Source organism: Pseudarthrobacter phenanthrenivorans (genome assembly GCF_036455295.1).
GTDB lineage: Bacteria > Actinomycetota > Actinomycetes > Actinomycetales > Micrococcaceae > Arthrobacter > Arthrobacter phenanthrenivorans_C.
Window position 1 is genome coordinate 156,097 of the sequence record NZ_JAYXNX010000009.1, and the last position, 16,428, is coordinate 172,524.

Consider the following 16,428-nt stretch of genomic DNA (forward strand, 5'->3'; position numbering starts at 1 on the left):
CGCGGCACGCGCCGGATGTCGCCTGCGAGGTAACGCACAGCCCACGGTTCCTGCCCCCGCCCGTCCCGCCGGTAGGCTTAACGGCATGACCGAACAACACTCCGCACCCAAGCTGGTGGCCGTCATGGGCGCCAATGGACGCATGGGCGCCGAGGCCGTCAAGGCCATCGATGCCGCGCCCGACATGAAGCTCGTCGCAGCCCTGGGGCGGGGTGATTCGCTGGAGCAGCTGACCGGATCGGGTGCCCGATACCTGGTGGACCTGACGGTTCCCGAAAGCACCGAAGCGAACGTCCGCTTCGCCGTCGAGCATGGCATCCACGCCGTAGTGGGCACCACCGGCTGGGACGCAGCGCGCCTGTCCGGGCTGGAATCGCTGCTGGCCGAGCACCCGGGGGCGGGCGTCCTCATCGCACCGAATTTTGCCCTGGGCTCCGTCCTGGCCTCTGCGTTCGCCGCGAAGGCGTCCAAATACTTCGAGTCCGTGGAAATCATCGAACTCCATCACCCGGACAAGGTGGATGCCCCTTCCGGCACGGCCGTCCGCACCGCGCAGCTGATCGCCGCGGAACGCAAAGCGGCGGATGTGCCGCCCAGTCCCGACGCCACCACCAGCGAACGTGCCGGCGCACGCGGCTGCGAAGTGGACGGCGTCCGGGTGCACAGCGTCCGGCTCCGCGGCCTGGTGGCCCACCAGGAGGTGCTCCTGGGCGGTCCGGGCGAGCAGCTGACCTTGCGGCACGATTCCTTTGACCGTGCCTCCTTCATGCCGGGCGTGCTCCTGGGCATCCGCAACGTCGCCGCGCACCCCGGCCTCACCGTTGGTTTGGACGGCTACCTGGACCTGGGGCTTTAGGCCGTGAACGGGCTCGCCGCCGGCTTCCGGAAGAACCGCACCAAGATCTGGGTGGGGGCGGTGACGCTGCTGCTGGTCTTCTACCTGGTGGTCTCTTTCCAGCGGTCCCTCCTGCTGCTGTCGGACAGCAACCTGACAGCCAAGGCCATTGGCGCCGCCTACCTGGTGCTGCCCATCATCGGGGCGTGGGCGTTGATCCGGGAGCTGATGTTCGGCGCCCGCACGGAGCAGATGGCCAAGGTCCTGGAGGCCGAAGGCGGCCTGCCCGTGGACGAGCTCCCTCGCACCCCCGGCGGCCGGATCGTCCGGGCGGCGGCAGACGCCGAGTTTGAGAAATACCGCGCCGAAGCCGAGGCCGCTCCCGACGACTGGCGTTCCTGGTTCCGGCTGAGCTGCGCCTATGACGCCGCAGGGGACCGCAAGCGTGCCCGGGCGTCCATGCGTGACGCCGTGAGGCTTTTCACCGCCGCGTCCTAGCCTCCACTGCAGGAGGTTGCAGGAGGTGCGGCTTGGGAACCGCGATGGGCATTTCTGCCCATCGCGGTTCCTTGCCGTCCACGGTAGGTTTATTTAGTAAACACTCTTTAGCTTTGGGGGAAAGCATGAGGTTGGCACTGTCCGCAGCACCGGCATCGTCCAGACGCATTTCCGGCCCTAACCGCGGACAGCCACCCCCGCCACCGCAGCGAATCTGCTTTCTCCGGCGCGCCCGGAAGCCGCAGGCCTGACGCTGCCCACAGCCGGGGCCTGAACACCTCCCCGCATCCTTTGGACCCGCACAGCCGCCCTTGCGCCCGGACACCTGCGCCCGCGCCACGGCACCCGTTTCACCGCACCCGTATCACTTCACCCGCATCACCGCAGAGAAGGACCAGCCATGAGCCACCCGAACTACCCCAACCCGCCACACAGCGGACCGCCGGCACCCCCGATTCCGCCGGCGCCGTCAACCTTCCAGGGGCAGCCACCCTATGGGGGGCAGTACCCCGCAGGGCCGCAGGGGGAGTACCAGCCCGGCCCATACAACCAGGGCCCCTACTCGGGGGAACCGGGCAAGTCCTTCATGACCACCTGGCTCCTGTCCCTCCTCCTTGGCTCTTTTGGTGCGGACCGCTTCTACCTGGGCAAGACCGGCACGGCCGTCGCCAAGCTGCTGACGGGCGGCGGCGCGGGCATCTGGGCCATTGTGGACCTGATCATGACCCTGACCGGAAACACCCGGGACAAGAACGGCCGTCCATTGGAGGGCTACCAGGAAAACAAGAAGAAAGCCTGGATCATCACCGCCGCCCTGTGGCTGGTGAGCATCATCACCGGGATCCTGCTGGCCATGGCATCCCTCGCCATGGTTGGTGCGGCCATCGATGCCCGCAAGACCCCCGTTGCGCCGGAGCCCCCTTCTGCCTCACAGGCCGCACCTGTTCCGTCCGGCGGATCCGCCGCCGGTGCCAACTCCGTGGTGGCCACCGTCTCGGAGGGCAACACGGTGAAGATCGGCGTCCTCGACTCGATCTACACCGCACAGATTCCGGGCATGGACTACCTTCAGCCGAAGAACGGCGGCTTCCTCGCCATCCAGGTCTCCTGGGAGACGTTGACCGGCAGCAGTTATTCCAGCCCCTCGAACTTCACGGTCTACGACGCCGACGGCAAGGAAGGCGAACTGGTTTACCTCGATGACGGGCTGGGAGCACTGCCCACGGATGAAGTCGGCGCCGGCGATGCCCGCCAGGGCGTCATTGCGTTCGACGTAAAGAAGGGTCCGGTCAAGGTGGTTATCAACGACGACTATGGCGACCAGGCGTCCGCTTTCACCCTGACTGCGAAGTAGCCGGACCCACGCTGGCAACCGCTCACTACCGCCAGTCTGCGAAGACCGGCAGGAAGAACAGGAACCCGCGGCACCAGGGCTGGTGCCGCGGGTTCCTGTTCTTCGGGGCCGGCCTTTTCCCGGGGCTGACCCTTGAGTCACTGCAATGCTTTGATGCCGCCCCGTCCCACCAGGCTCGCTGAGTGGCCCAGCCATTCAAGGGGCCCCCGCCGTTTCAGCACCACGAACAGCATGCCGATAATGATGGCAGCGGCCGCGTGGGCAAAGTACATGCCGTCCTCGGTCCAGCCTGCAGGCAGGGGCTTGAGGTAGAAGCCGGAGACCACCCAGACGTGAACGGCATACAGCGTGAGCGTCATGGCACCCGGACCACGCAACGGCAGCAGCAGGTCCAGGTCCACCCACTCGGCGAGCCGTCCCAGGAGCAGGCATGCCCCAATGACAGCAGCCGCCACCGCGGACGTGTGCAGGAGGTCCAGCGTGGTGCCTGAATGGGGTGCGGCGGACGCCAGCCACCACCACGAGCCGTCCTGGGGGAATCCGGCCAGGTTCACCTGCAGCACGCTGGCCAGGGGATACCCCGGCGAGTTCAGGACCTTCTCGAGCGCTGCCAGGCCACCCCAATCCTCCATGGCCGCCACGCCGAGCGTCCTCGCGGCCACGGCCACCACCGTGCCGCCCACCAGCAGCAGTGCGGGAACCAGTGCCTTGGTGAGGACCAGGCGGCCGATGGCGAGCCCCACCAGGAGGTAGGACAGCCACTGCAGGACAGGGTAATACCCGGTCAGGAACACGTCCGCGAGCAGCCGGAATGGCGTCCCCAGGTCTTCCCAGTTCGGATTGTGGCCCAGCTTCAGGGGCGGCTCGGCCGCCAGGAGCCATGGACGCAGCAGGTATGCGAGCACCGGCGACGCCAGGAGCCAGCCGGCGGCCCAGGCGCACAGGCGCTTCGCCCCCAATCCCAGGAACGGCAGGACGCAGAGGAACAGCACGGCGTAGTGGACCAGGATGATGGCCACGTTCACTTCCAGGCCGCCCAAGGTAAGTCCGACGACGGCAATTACCAGGGCGCGCAGGGCCACCCCGCGGCGGGCGGCGGAAAGTTCAGGACCCTCAAAGGGCTTGTTTTTTCCGGTTGACAGCCCCAGTCCCACCCCGGCGAGAACTGCGAAGAGCGCCGCCGCGCGTCCTGAGAACGTCAGGCCAACCCAGGTCGGGGTGAGGTTGGCATTGGATTCGAAGGTCGGCAGCAGATGGGTGGCCATCATGCCCAGGAGCGCCAGGCCCCGGGCCGCGTCGATGCCCCGCAGGCGCCCCGGCTGTTGCCGGCTCGGCAGTTTCCGGGACCGGGTGGCCGGGGTTCGGGACGTCATGACCAGATCGTCTCACATGCGCTTGCGCCGCCGTTGTCAACCAGGTCCCCACCGGCCACCAAGGCCGGGACCGGATACAGGACCCTTGTATTCGAATATATATTCGAATAACATTGCTGGCATGAAGACGCCATCATCCGCAGTCCCCGGATCCGGGGGAGGGCGCGCGCAAGGTCAGCCTCTGCCCGGGAACCTGCTGCCCGGGCCCGTTCATGTGCCGCTGGAGCAGCGCGGCGCCGGAGACGGCCTGCTGAAGGCGATGAGTCCTGGAGTTGTCGACTACCTGTTCCGCCAACTTGTTTCCGGCCGGCCTGCCGAGGATGTCCAATGGGAACGGGAGGGCATCAGCCTGGCCGCGCAGCCGGAGGGGGCAGAGCTCGCGCGGCGGCTGTCGGAAACGGATCTGGATGCGCTGACTCCCACGGAACTGTTCCACTATGTGCGGGCAGCCCAGCGCCTTGCCGCGTGGGCGGAGGACCTCCGGCAGGCCGCCGTCGGCCGCTACTGCCATGCCGGGACAAACCCGCCCGGCCCGCACCGCCACCGTATTTGACGCTCGTCACGCCCGTGGCATTGTCCTAACCAGCCGCGGACAGGGTAACGTTTTTTCCATGGCTGACTCTTCCGCGCACATCCCTGCCCTCGGTACCCTCCTGACCGCCATGGTCACGCCGTTCACCAAGGACGGCGCAGTGGATTACGGGCAGGCGGCGGCGCTGGCCAGCAAGCTGGTCGACGACGGCTGCGACGGCCTGGTGGTCACCGGCACCACCGGAGAAACCTCCACGCTGACGGACGAAGAAAACCTCGGCATGTTCCGCGCCGTGAAGGAGGCCGTGGGCGGCCGGGCGGCCATCATTGCCGGTACAGGCACCAACGACACCGCACACTCGGTCCACCTCTCCCAGCAGGCTGCTGCCCTCGGCGTCGACGGCCTCCTGTTGGTGACGCCCTACTACAACAAGCCCAGCCAGGCCGGGGTGCGCGCCCACTTCGAGACCATCGCCTCCGCCGTTGACGTCCCGGTCATGCTGTACGACATCCCCGGCCGGTCCTCGATCCCGATCGAACCCGACACCATGATCCGGCTGGCGCAGCACCCCAACATCGTCGCCGTCAAGGATGCCAAGGCGGACCTCGCAGCCGCCACCCGCGTCATGGCGGAAACGGACCTCCTCTTCTACTCCGGCGACGACGGGCTGACCCTGCCCTGGATGGCCCTGGGTGCCGTGGGCCTGGTGGGCGTCACCACCCACGTGGCCACCCGCCGCTTCCGTGAACTTATCGACGCCGTCAACGCCAACGACCTTGGGACTGCCCGCAAGATCAACTTCGAGCTGCAGCCCGTAGTCCGCGCCACCATGACCCGTGTCCAGGGGGCCGTGGCGGCCAAACAGATTCTTAAATGGCAGGGAGTCCTGCCCAACTCGATTGTCCGCTTGCCCCTCGTGGAGCCGGACGAAACCGAGATCGAAACCATCCGCGGGGATTTGGCGGAAGCGGGGCTGGTCTTCTCCTGAGGCTAAGACCGGCACCCTTCCGCCTGGAAAGTAGTGCACTATGACCCAAACTGCCCTTACCGGCCTTGTCACCCCTCCGCGCCTGCCCCAGGGCACGCTGCGGATCGTCCCGCTTGGCGGCCTGGGGGAAATCGGCCGGAACATGGCCGTGTTCGAAATCGACGGCAAACTGCTGATCGTGGACTGCGGCGTCCTCTTTCCCGAGGAAACCCAGCCCGGCGTTGACCTGATCCTGCCGGACTTCTCGTACATCGAGGACCGGCTGGACGACGTCGTGGCAGTGGTCCTCACGCACGGTCACGAGGACCACATCGGCGCTGTACCGTACCTGTTGAAGCTGCGCAACGACATCCCCCTGGTGGGATCGCAGCTGACCCTTGCCCTGATCGAGGCAAAGCTGCAGGAGCACCGCATCCGGCCCTACACCCTGACCGTCGAGGAAGGCCAGGTGGAGAAGTTCGGGCCGTTCGAATGCGAGTTCGTGGCCGTCAACCACTCCATCCCGGACGCCCTGGCCGTGTTCATCCGCACCGCGGGCGGCACGGTCCTGCACACCGGCGACTTCAAGATGGATCAGCTGCCGCTGGACGGACGCATCACCGACCTGCGGCACTTCGCCAAGCTGGGCGAAGAAGGCGTGGACCTCTTCATGTCCGATTCCACCAATGCCGACGTGCCGGGATTCACCACCGCCGAGAAGGAAATCGGCCCCACCCTGGAGCGGCTTTTCGGCCAGGCCACCAAGCGCATCATCGTGGCGTCCTTCTCCTCCCACGTCCACCGCGTGCAGCAGGTCCTGGACGCCGCTGCCAAGCACAACCGCAAGGTTGCGTTCGTGGGCCGCTCCATGGTCCGCAACATGGCCATCGCCGAAAAGCTGGGCTACCTGGACGTACCTTCCGGGCTGATCGTCGACATCAAGAACATTGACAACCTGCCGGACAACCGCGTGGTGCTGATGTCCACCGGTTCCCAGGGTGAGCCGATGGCTGCCCTGTCCCGGATGGCGAACGGCGACCACAGGGTAGTGGTGGGCGACGGCGATACCGTCATCCTGGCCTCCAGCCTCATCCCGGGCAACGAGAACGCGGTGTTCCGGATCATCAACGGCCTCCTCAAGCTCGGCGCCGACGTGATCCACAAGGGCAACGCCAAGGTCCATGTGTCCGGCCACGCCGCAGCCGGTGAGTTGCTGTACTGCTACAACATCCTTGAGCCCCTGAACGCCATGCCCGTGCACGGTGAAACCCGCCACCTGATCGCCAACGGCAAGATCGCCATCGAGTCCGGCGTCCCGGAAGCGAGCGTCATCCTTGCGGACAACGGAACGGTCATCGACCTCCGGGACCACCAGGCAGACATCGTCGGCCAGGTGGAAGTGGGCTTCGTCTATGTGGACGGCTCCAGCGTGGGCGAAATCACCGACGCCGACCTCAAGGACCGCCGCATCCTGGGCGATGAAGGCTTCATCTCCATCATCACGGTCATTCACCGTGCCACCGGAAAAGTGGTCTCCGGCCCTGAAATCCATGCCCGTGGTGTTGCCGAGGACGACTCGGTCTTCGATGACATCATCCCCAAGATCAACGCGGCCCTGGAGGAAGCGGTCCAGAACCACGCGGACCACACCAGCCACCAGCTCCAGCAGGTGGTGCGCCGCGTGGTAGGCACGTGGGTCAACCGCAAGCTGCGCCGCAAGCCCATGATCATCCCGGTGGTGCTGGAGGCCTGACAGGCCTCCCGCGCCAATCCCGGAATGCGCTCTGTCGAAGGGCCCGGTTCTCCTCGAACCGGGCCCTTCGCGCATCCCGCCGGGCTGGCCCGGTAAGCCCGATATCCCCGGAATCATGGGGTGTTTCCGGTAGCGTGGCTACTATGGCCACACGTACTACTTCCGCGCCCAAAGGTACCGGCAGGGGCAACTCCGGCAGCAGGTCCGGGAGCTCCACCGCACGCGGAACCGGCACCACCGCCGCCAAGGCAGGGCGTGGCGGGTCATCAACCACCGCACGCACCCGCCAGCTTCCCGCCGTCGAACACCACCAACCCTGGCTGCTGCGCGTGGTGGGCGGAGCGTGGCTTGGCGTGGGACACCTGGTGGGCGGGGGAGTGCGCCGCATTGGCCATGACGTCAGCGACCTCCCCGGTGAGGAACGCCGTGACGGCGCGGCCCTGTTCAACCTGGCACTGGGCATCTTCATCGCCACCTTTGCCTGGTGGGGGCTGAAAGGCTGGTTCCCGGATGCCGTCTACGCAGTGGTGAACGGTACTTTCGGCTGGATCTCGCTGCTGCTGCCGCTCATGCTCTTCGTTTGCGCCTTCCGGTTGTTCCGGCAGCCCTCCGACGGCCGGGGCAACAACAGGGTGGGGATCGGCTTCCTGATCATGACGTTCGCCGGCTGCGGCCTGGCGCACATCCTCGGCGGCCAGCCCACCGTGGCCGACGGGTTCGACGGACTCCGTAAAGCGGGCGGCATGCTCGGCTTCCTGGCGGCCACGCCGCTGGCCGCCATCCACCCCGCCGTACCCGTGGCCCTCTATTCCCTGCTGGCCTTCGTTTCGCTGTTGATCATCACGGCCACCCCGTTCACGGCCATCCCGCGGCGGCTCCGCGGCGCCTACGAGCACCTTATGGGCATCGACCTGATGGATGACGAGGAACGGCGCGGGGAAACCCATGACCGGAGCTACCTGGAGCGGACGCCGCCTGCTGCGCCGAAGAAAAAGAAGCGCAAGCTCTTCGGCAAGGATGAGGAGCCCGGCGCCGGCCTGGACGGGTACGTGGGGGACGAGGCCTTCGAGCACGCAGTCATTGACGACGACGAGCAGGAACCTGCCCGGCCGGCGCCCGGCGTGCGGCGGCCCACCCAGGCGGAGATCGCCGTCGAAAAGATCAAGGCAGCCCAGGGCCTGGGTGCCGGCGCGCCCGCGGCGCCGGCGGAGAACGCCACGGAGGCCATCCCCTTGGTCATTCCCGGCGCCGCTGCTCCCGGCAAGCCCGCCGCCGCACCCACTGTTCCTTCCAACCCCGTGGCACCCGCTCCGCCGCCCGTCCCCATCCCGCAGCGCACGGAGCAGCTCTCGCTCGCCGGCGACGTCACGTACACCCTCCCTGCCTCGGACTACCTCACGCCGGGCTCCATCCCGAAGGAGCGCACGGAGGCCAACGACGCCGTCGTCGCTGCCCTGACCGATACCCTGCAGCAGTTCAACGTCGACGCCACCGTCACCGGCTTCAGCCGCGGCCCCACCGTCACCCGCTACGAAATTGAACTCTCACCGGGCACCAAGGTGGAGCGCGTCACGGCACTGTCCAAGAACATCTCCTACGCCGTGGCCTCCAGCGACGTGCGCATCCTGAGCCCCATCCCGGGGAAGTCCGCCATCGGCATCGAGATCCCCAACACGGACCGCGAAACGGTCTCCCTGGGCGACGTCCTCCGCAGCCAGAACGCCCGGCGCACGGACCACCCCATGGTGATGGGTGTGGGCAAGGACGTGGAGGGCGGCTACGTGGTGGCCAACCTGGCCAAGATGCCCCACCTGCTGGTGGCCGGTGCCACCGGCGCCGGTAAGTCGTCATTCGTGAACTCCATGATCACCTCCATCCTGATGCGCGCCACCCCGGACGAGGTCCGGATGGTCATGGTGGACCCCAAACGCGTGGAACTGACCGCCTATGAAGGCGTCCCGCACCTGATCACCCCCATCATCACCAACCCCAAGAAGGCGGCCGAAGCGCTGCAGTGGGTGGTGCGGGAAATGGACGCCAGGTACGACGACCTCGCCAACTACGGCTTCAAGCACATCGACGACTTCAACAAGGCGGTACGCGCCGGCAAGGTCCACCCGCCGGTGGACTCCAAGCGCGTCATCCGGCCCTACCCCTACCTGCTGGTGATCGTCGACGAACTCGCGGACCTCATGATGGTGGCACCGCGCGACGTCGAAGACTCGATCGTCCGCATCACCCAGCTCGCGCGTGCCGCCGGCATCCACCTGGTGCTGGCAACCCAGCGCCCGTCAGTGGACGTCGTCACCGGCCTGATCAAGGCCAACGTGCCCTCCCGCATGGCGTTCGCCACGTCCTCCGTGACCGACTCCCGCGTGGTGCTCGACCAGCCCGGTGCCGAGAAGCTCATTGGCCAGGGTGACGCCCTCTTCCTGCCGATGGGCGCCTCGAAGGCGATGCGTGTCCAGGGCGCCTGGGTGTCCGAATCGGAGATCCACAAGGTGGTGGAGCACGTCAAGGGACAGCTCCAGGCCGTCTACCGCGACGACGTGGCGCCCGAAGCTGAGAAGAAGCAGATCGACGACGACATCGGGGACGACCTCGAGGTGCTGCTGCAGGCCACGGAACTCGTGGTCACTACGCAGTTTGGCTCCACGTCGATGCTCCAGCGCAAGCTCCGCGTCGGGTTCGCCAAGGCCGGCCGGCTCATGGACCTCCTCGAATCCCGCGGCGTAGTGGGTCCCTCGGAGGGTTCCAAGGCCCGCGACGTGCTGGTCAAACCTGATGACCTCGCCGCCGTCCTCGCCGCCATGAAGGGCCAGGAAGCCCCGGCAGCGCCTGACTCGCAGACCGCCGCGCTCAGCGACAACGCCAACGCCAACATCGCCCAGGGCGGTTACGCCGAAGACCTGGTGGCCGCCGACCTGAACCAGCGGAAGCAGAACGTCGAATATTACGACGGCTCCGACTCCGCGCCCGGCGGCTACGGCGATGACGACGACGGGTCCGAAGACGCATGGTCCCTCACCGGGCGCTAGGCCGGTAGCCTAGAAACGTGACTAGCACCGATGCAACCGCCGCCGGCCAGGGCCGTGCCGGGGTCTGGAACCTTCCCAATGTCCTGACCATGATCCGCATCGCGCTGGTCCCGTTCTTCGTGTGGTTCCTCGTTGCCGACGCGCCGGGGCTGCACAGCACCTCCGGGCCTTGGCGCTGGGGTGCGGTGGCGGCCTTCGCCGTCGCCATCTATACGGACAAGCTCGACGGCGACATCGCCAGGAGCCGCAACCTCGTCACCGACTTCGGCAAGATTGCCGATCCCATCGCCGACAAGCTCCTCATCGGCTCGGCGCTGGTGATGCTGTCCCTGCTGGGAGAGCTGCCCTGGTGGGCCACCCTGGTGATCCTGGTCCGGGAATGGGGCATCACTGCCCTCCGCTTCTTCGTAATCCGGTACGGGGTCATTCCTGCCTCGCGCGGCGGCAAGCTCAAGACCGTGGTGCAGACCGCGGCCATCTTCCTCTACCTTTTGCCGTTTGGAGCATTTGCCCCGTGGATGTCCTGGGTGGCATTCGCGGTCATGATGGCTGCCGTGGCCATCACGCTGTGGACGGGCGTGGAATACGTTGTTGAAGCCCTGCGCCTCCGCGCGAAGGGCAGGCAGTCCCGGACCGCGGAAGGGCAGGAACAGGCATGACCAACCTCCACCAGTTGGCCCGGGATGCAGTCCGGAGGGCGCTGGAGTCCGGGCAGACCGTTGCCACCGCTGAGTCGCTGACGGCGGGAATGGTGTCTGCGGTCCTTGCGGACACGCCCGGCGCCTCCGGCATGCTGCAGGGCGGAGTGGTCGCCTACCAGAACTCCGTTAAGGATGCGGTGCTCCACGTGCCCGCAGAACTGCTGGCACGCGTGGGATCCGTGGACCCCGACGTCGCCCGGGCCATGGCCGCGGGTGCGCGCACAGCGCTGGGCGCCGACGTCGGGATCTCCACCACCGGCGTGGCCGGCCCTGACGCCCATGACGGCAAACCCGTGGGCCGCGTCTACATCGGGGTCGCCACAGCCGCAGGAGCGGCAGGCTTTGAATATACCTTCACCGGCAGCAGGCCCGACATCCGCGCCAGTGCCTGCGCGGCAGCCCTGGAGCGGCTTCTCGAAGCCCTGTCCTCCTGACGTTCCGGCACCGAAGTTACCGCGCGTAAAGTTGGCGGGAACAAAAGCCGGTACCGATTAGTTATTACATTGTGTCGCTTCCGGAGAGCGGAGGCGCCTAGGATGAAATGACCACGACGGTCCGCCCCGCGGCGGACCTGACCAATGAGGGAGCAAGGCGATACAGATGGTAAAGCAGCCCGTATCCGTAAACGGCGTTGTCCGCTGGAAGGATGTGGGCCTCGCCGAACAGGCTAAGAGCGAACAGAAGGAGCGCAAGATGGTAGTACTTCGTCACGAAATCGGTGATGTCCTGCGCGATGTCCGCCAGCGTCAGGGGCGTACGCTCCGTGAAGTTTCGCACAGCGCCCGCGTCTCCCTGGGATACCTCAGCGAAGTGGAACGCGGCCAGAAGGAAGCATCGTCAGAGCTCCTGTCTTCGATCTGCTCGGCACTGGACGTTCCGCTGTCCAGCATGCTCCGCGAGGTCAGCGACCGCGTCGCAGTAGCCGAAGGCGTGGCCGTTCCGGACACCGTTCCGCAGGAATTCTCCCAGCGTTACGGCCGTGACCTGGAACGCGACCTCAACACTGAACTGAACGACGAACTTTCCACGGGCCTTCTCTCCGGAGCCCGCTAAAGGCAGCGGCCGCGCAGGCGGCCCTGCAACGCACGAAGCCCCCGGGCGGGTGAGCAATTCACCAGCCCGGGGGCTTCCTGCTGTTCTTCTATGCCTCCTGCGCCGGCGATGCGGGTGAGGCTTCCCGGAGAAAGCCGTCGCGTTCATAGGTGGAGTTCAGCTTCGCCATGTAGCGGGCCAGCTCCTGCAGGTCCTCCACCGGCCACTCGCGCAGGCGTTCCTGGAACACTTGGCGCCGGGCGTCCTGGACCTGGTGCATCTTCTCCTCGCCCTTGGGCGTCAGCCGGATGGACTGGGCCCGGCGGTCCAGCGGGTCCGCTTCCTTGGACACCAGTCCCAGGCCTTCCAGGAAGGCGATTTGGCGGCTGACCGATGGCTTGCCCACCCCGATGTTCATGGCGAGCTCGGTGAGCCGGATGGGTCCCTCCCTGCGGATAACCGTCAGGAGGCCGTAGGCTGCCGGCTCCATATCCGGGTGGACCTCGCGTGACAGCTGATTGGAAATGGCCCGCCCGCGCCGCCAGAAGAGGCTGATCTGGTGTTCGACATTCTGCAGTGCTGTATCGGCGGCATCGCCGTCCGCATCCGGCCGCGGCGGGACATCCGGGGAAGTACTCATGGCAACAATTCTATGGTTCCCAACCATGAGAGGATTTACCGATGCGAATCAGCGAGTACTGGCGTCTGATGGATGACGAGTTTGGCGCGGGGTACTCCCGCGTGCTGAGCAGCACCCTGGTCCTTGCCGGCGTAGGCGGGCGGACCGCGGACCAGGCCCTGGCTGCCGGCGTCGAGCCGCGCAGGGTCTGGCTTGCTGTTTGCGATGTCCAGGAAGTGCCGGCTGAGCGGCGGCTGGGGCGGGACATCGCACCACGGCGGGACTAGCTGGCATCCCCATCGGACACGCCGCAGGACCTGCACTCTTCGAATACCTGTTCGGATAACGCTATGCTTTTTTCATTGGGTTTATCCACATAGCCGTCGTGCTCCGGCCGGAATGTCAGTGGGTCCCCTTAGCGTCAGAGATGACCAACACAACGGCCGCGAAGGCCACCATCGAGAAAGCATTAGAGGTGTCAACCATGGCGGCAGCCCCGGATCGTGCAAAAGCGCTGGAAGCAGCGCTGGCCCAGATTGACAAGCAGTTCGGCAAGGGCTCGGTCATGCGCCTGGGCGACGAAGTCCGCGCCCCGATCGAAACCATCCCCACCGGTTCCATCGCACTTGATGTCGCCCTTGGCATTGGCGGACTCCCGCGCGGACGCGTCATCGAGATCTACGGCCCTGAATCGTCCGGTAAGACCACCGTCGCCCTGCACGCGGTGGCAAACGCGCAGCGCGCCGGCGGCATCGCCGCCTTCATCGACGCCGAACACGCCCTTGACCCGGATTACGCCGCCAAGCTTGGCGTGGACACTGACGCCCTCCTGGTCTCGCAGCCGGATACCGGCGAACAGGCCCTGGAAATCATGGACATGCTGGTGGGCTCCGGCTCGCTGGACATTATCGTCATCGACTCCGTTGCTGCCCTGGTGCCCCGCGCTGAAATCGAAGGCGACATGGGCGACAGCCACGTTGGCCTCCAGGCACGGCTCATGAGCCAGGCGCTGCGTAAGATCACGGGCCGCCTTAGCCAGACCAAGACCACTGCCATCTTCATCAACCAGCTCCGCGAAAAGATCGGCGTCTTCTTCGGTTCCCCCGAAACCACCACCGGTGGTAAGGCGCTGAAGTTCTACGCTTCGGTCCGCATCGACGTCCGCCGGATCCAGACCCTCAAAGAGGGGGCCGATTCCGTCGGCAACCGGACCAAGGCCAAGATCGTCAAGAACAAGATGGCCCCGCCCTTCAAGGTTGCCGAGTTCGACATCATCTACGGCCAGGGAATTTCCCGCGAAGGCGGCATCATCGACATGGGCGTGGAGCACGGCATCATCAAGAAGTCCGGCTCCTGGTTCACCTATGACGGGGACCAGCTGGGCCAGGGTATGGAAAACTCCCGCCGGTTCCTCCGCGACAACCCGGAACTTGCCGCCGAACTGGAACGCCTCATCAAGGAGAAGCTCGGCGTTGGCGTAAAGCCCGCCGAGGACGACTCCAAGGATGCCCCGAAGCTGAAAGCCGTCGACGGGTTCTAGCCCTTGGCTGGATCACGCTCCCGGCAAGCCCGCTCCGCCGGCCTCATGACAGGGCCGGCGGAGGGCTTTTCCGCGCCTGAAGATCCGGCGGTGGTTGATGCGGAGCCGGACCCCTACGCCGTGGCCCAGGCCATCGTGTACCGGCAGCTCACTGCGTCGCCCAAAAGCAGGCTGCAGCTGGCCAGGAAACTGGCCGAACGGAATGTTCCGGAACACGTGGCAGAGGCGGTGCTGGACAAGTTCCAGGAGGTGCGCCTCATCGACGATGCCGAATTCGCCGATATGTGGGTCCGGAGCCGGTCCCAGTCGCGGAAGCTGGCCAAGGGTGCCCTCCGTCGCGAGCTCGCCGAAAAAGGCATCGACCAGGAAACCGCGGCGTCAGCGCTGGAACAACTCAGCGACGCTGACGAGGAATCCGCGGCCCGTGGCCTCGTTGAGCGCAAGCTGCGGCCCGGGACGGACCTGTCCGATCCGGCGGAACGCGACAAGGCCGTCCGGCGGTTGGCCTCCATGCTGGCGCGAAAGGGCTACCAGCCGTCCCAGGCGTTCCGGATCGTGAACGAGGTCCTGCACAGCGCGGCAGGAGACTGACGGACTCCGGGTCTAAAGCCGGTACCCTTAACGGGTGAGTTTGACCATTCCTTCCCCCCAATCCGGCGCCACCCCCTCCGTCGAAGCCGGGGCAGTTCCGCACTCCGGAGCCGAACAGCCGCGCACCTACCAGGTCCGCACCTTCGGCTGCCAGATGAATGTCCACGACTCGGAGCGGATGTCCGGCATGCTCGAGGCCGCCGGCTACGTCCCCGCGGAGGGCGACCATGCCGACGTCGTGGTGTTCAACACCTGCGCTGTCCGGGAAAACGCCGACAACAAGCTGTACGGAAACCTTGGCATCCTGGCACCTGTCAAGGCCGCCAACCCCGGCATGCAGATCGCCGTTGGCGGGTGCCTGGCCCAGAAGGACCGCGAGACCATCCTGAAGAAGGCCCCCTGGGTGGACGCCGTTTTCGGCACCCACAACGTTGGTGCCCTGCCCGCGCTCCTGGACCGGGCGCGGCACAACAACGAAGCCCAGCTGGAGATCCTGGAATCGCTGGACGTCTTCCCATCCACACTCCCCACCAAGCGTGATTCCGTCTACTCCGGCTGGGTGTCCATCTCGGTGGGCTGCAACAACACCTGCACCTTCTGCATCGTGCCGGCACTTCGGGGCAAGGAAAAAGACCGCCGGCCCGGGGAGATCCTCGCGGAGATCCAGGCGCTCGTTGACGACGGCGCCATCGAAGTCACGCTGCTCGGACAGAACGTCAACTCCTATGGTGTCGAGTTCGGCGACCGCCAGGCCTTCTCCAAGCTCCTGCGTGCCTGCGGGGACATCCAGGGGCTGGAACGCGTCCGCTTCACCAGCCCGCACCCGGCCGCGTTTACCGATGATGTCATCGCCGCCATGGCCGAAACGCCCAACGTGATGCCGCAGCTGCACATGCCGCTGCAGTCCGGCTCGGACCGGATCCTCCGCGCCATGAAGCGCTCCTACCGGTCCAGCAAGTTCCTGGGCATCCTGGACAAGGTGCGGGAACAGATCCCGCATGCGGCCATCTCAACCGACATCATCGTCGGGTTCCCGGGCGAAACCGAAGAGGACTTCCAGGCGACGCTGGACGTCGTGGAGAAGTCGCGTTTTGCCACCGCCTTCACTTTCCAGTATTCAAAGCGCCCCGGTACGCCCGCGGCCGACCTGCCGGACCAGCTGCCCAAGGCCGTGGTCCAGGAACGGTTCGAACGGCTCACCGCGCTGCAGGACCGCATCGCGGCGGAGGAAAACCGGAAGCAGCTCGGCCGCCGGCTCGAGGTCATGGTCACGGCGCAGTCCGGCCGGAAGTCAGAGGAGACCCACCGGTTGTCCGGCCGCTCCCAGGACCAGCGGCTGGTGCACTTCTCGGTTCCTGACGGAGCACCCGCACCCCGGCCCGGGGACCTCGTGACCGTGACCGTCACGGAGGCCGCAGCCTTCCACCTGGTGGCCGACCCGACGCTTGAGGACTACAGCCTGCGCCGGTCCCGCGCCGGAGACGCCTGGGACAGGTCCCAGGCCGACTCCTGCGGAGCCCCTGCTCCCGGTCCGGGCGCCGGAGCCAAGGGCGTGTCCCTCGGCATGCCGTCACTGCCGCTGCGCACCCGCTGAC

General features: G+C 66.5%; 16 protein-coding genes. 14 read left to right on the plus strand and 2 right to left on the minus strand.

Annotation, left to right across the window (positions count from 1 at the left end; all coding sequences use genetic code 11):
* The first annotated feature begins 85 nt into the window (after window positions 1-85).
* From dapB to VXJ37_RS13515, 3 genes are all read left to right on the plus strand, one after another.
* Window positions 86-856: a 4-hydroxy-tetrahydrodipicolinate reductase gene (gene dapB / locus VXJ37_RS13505; protein ID WP_331323535.1), complete on the plus strand. Its 771-nt coding sequence runs from the start codon at window positions 86-88 to the stop codon at window positions 854-856.
* Between the two features lie 3 nt (window positions 857-859).
* Window positions 860-1,333: a hypothetical protein gene (locus tag VXJ37_RS13510; RefSeq protein ID WP_141940777.1), complete on the plus strand. Its 474-nt coding sequence runs from the start codon at window positions 860-862 to the stop codon at window positions 1,331-1,333.
* A gap of 400 nt (window positions 1,334-1,733) precedes the next feature.
* On the plus strand, window positions 1,734-2,687 hold the full coding sequence (locus tag VXJ37_RS13515; protein WP_331323536.1) for a TM2 domain-containing protein: 954 nt from the start codon (window positions 1,734-1,736) through the stop codon (window positions 2,685-2,687).
* Window positions 2,688-2,824: 137 nt separating this feature from the next.
* On the opposite strand, the gene VXJ37_RS13520 is transcribed toward VXJ37_RS13515, so the two are convergent.
* A complete protein-coding gene (locus tag VXJ37_RS13520; RefSeq protein WP_331323537.1) occupies window positions 2,825-4,060 on the minus strand; it encodes a heparan-alpha-glucosaminide N-acetyltransferase domain-containing protein in 1,236 nt (411 codons plus the stop codon).
* A gap of 121 nt (window positions 4,061-4,181) precedes the next feature.
* Here VXJ37_RS13520 and VXJ37_RS13525 point away from each other — a divergent pair, with 121 nt between their 5' ends.
* The 7 genes from VXJ37_RS13525 (at window position 4,182) to VXJ37_RS13555 (ending at window position 12,104) form a co-directional block, all read left to right on the plus strand.
* A complete protein-coding gene (locus tag VXJ37_RS13525) occupies window positions 4,182-4,613 on the plus strand; it encodes a hypothetical protein (RefSeq protein WP_331323538.1) in 432 nt (143 codons plus the stop codon).
* Between the two features lie 58 nt (window positions 4,614-4,671).
* Window positions 4,672-5,580: a 4-hydroxy-tetrahydrodipicolinate synthase gene (dapA, locus tag VXJ37_RS13530; protein ID WP_331323539.1), complete on the plus strand. Its 909-nt coding sequence runs from the start codon at window positions 4,672-4,674 to the stop codon at window positions 5,578-5,580.
* Between the two features lie 40 nt (window positions 5,581-5,620).
* A complete protein-coding gene (locus tag VXJ37_RS13535) occupies window positions 5,621-7,312 on the plus strand; it encodes a ribonuclease J (protein ID WP_331323540.1) in 1,692 nt (563 codons plus the stop codon).
* Between the two features lie 143 nt (window positions 7,313-7,455).
* Window positions 7,456-10,350, plus strand: a complete 2,895-nt coding sequence (locus VXJ37_RS13540; protein WP_331323541.1) for an FtsK/SpoIIIE family DNA translocase — start codon at window positions 7,456-7,458, stop codon at window positions 10,348-10,350.
* A gap of 17 nt (window positions 10,351-10,367) precedes the next feature.
* Window positions 10,368-11,009: a CDP-diacylglycerol--glycerol-3-phosphate 3-phosphatidyltransferase gene (pgsA, locus tag VXJ37_RS13545; RefSeq protein WP_331323542.1), complete on the plus strand. Its 642-nt coding sequence runs from the start codon at window positions 10,368-10,370 to the stop codon at window positions 11,007-11,009.
* On the plus strand, window positions 11,006-11,485 hold the full coding sequence (locus tag VXJ37_RS13550; RefSeq protein WP_331323543.1) for a CinA family protein: 480 nt from the start codon (window positions 11,006-11,008) through the stop codon (window positions 11,483-11,485). Before pgsA ends, VXJ37_RS13550 begins: the two co-directional genes overlap by 4 nt.
* Before the next feature lie 166 nt (window positions 11,486-11,651).
* Entirely contained in the window at window positions 11,652-12,104 is a 453-nt protein-coding gene (locus tag VXJ37_RS13555; RefSeq protein WP_018771597.1) for a helix-turn-helix domain-containing protein, read from the plus strand.
* Between the two features lie 88 nt (window positions 12,105-12,192).
* Here the strand turns inward: VXJ37_RS13555 and VXJ37_RS13560 are convergent, their stop codons facing one another.
* Window positions 12,193-12,723, minus strand: a complete 531-nt coding sequence (locus VXJ37_RS13560; RefSeq protein WP_331323544.1) for a MarR family winged helix-turn-helix transcriptional regulator — start codon at window positions 12,721-12,723, stop codon at window positions 12,193-12,195.
* Window positions 12,724-12,764: 41 nt separating this feature from the next.
* Between VXJ37_RS13560 and VXJ37_RS13565 the strand changes: the two genes are divergently transcribed.
* From VXJ37_RS13565 to miaB, 4 genes are all read left to right on the plus strand, one after another.
* Window positions 12,765-12,989, plus strand: coding sequence for a DUF3046 domain-containing protein (locus VXJ37_RS13565; protein WP_331323545.1), 225 nt, complete (start codon window positions 12,765-12,767; stop codon window positions 12,987-12,989).
* A gap of 197 nt (window positions 12,990-13,186) precedes the next feature.
* The gene (recA, locus tag VXJ37_RS13570; protein WP_141946226.1) at window positions 13,187-14,242 is read left to right on the plus strand and encodes a recombinase RecA; all 1,056 of its coding nucleotides are present in this window, start codon (window positions 13,187-13,189) and stop codon (window positions 14,240-14,242) included.
* Between the two features lie 45 nt (window positions 14,243-14,287).
* Complete coding sequence (locus VXJ37_RS13575; protein WP_440589812.1) at window positions 14,288-14,833, plus strand: regulatory protein RecX; 546 nt, start codon at window positions 14,288-14,290, stop codon at window positions 14,831-14,833.
* A 34-nt stretch (window positions 14,834-14,867) separates the two neighbouring features.
* Complete coding sequence (gene miaB / locus VXJ37_RS13580; RefSeq protein ID WP_331323546.1) at window positions 14,868-16,427, plus strand: tRNA (N6-isopentenyl adenosine(37)-C2)-methylthiotransferase MiaB; 1,560 nt, start codon at window positions 14,868-14,870, stop codon at window positions 16,425-16,427.
* The last annotated feature ends 1 nt before the right edge of the window (window position 16,428 follow it).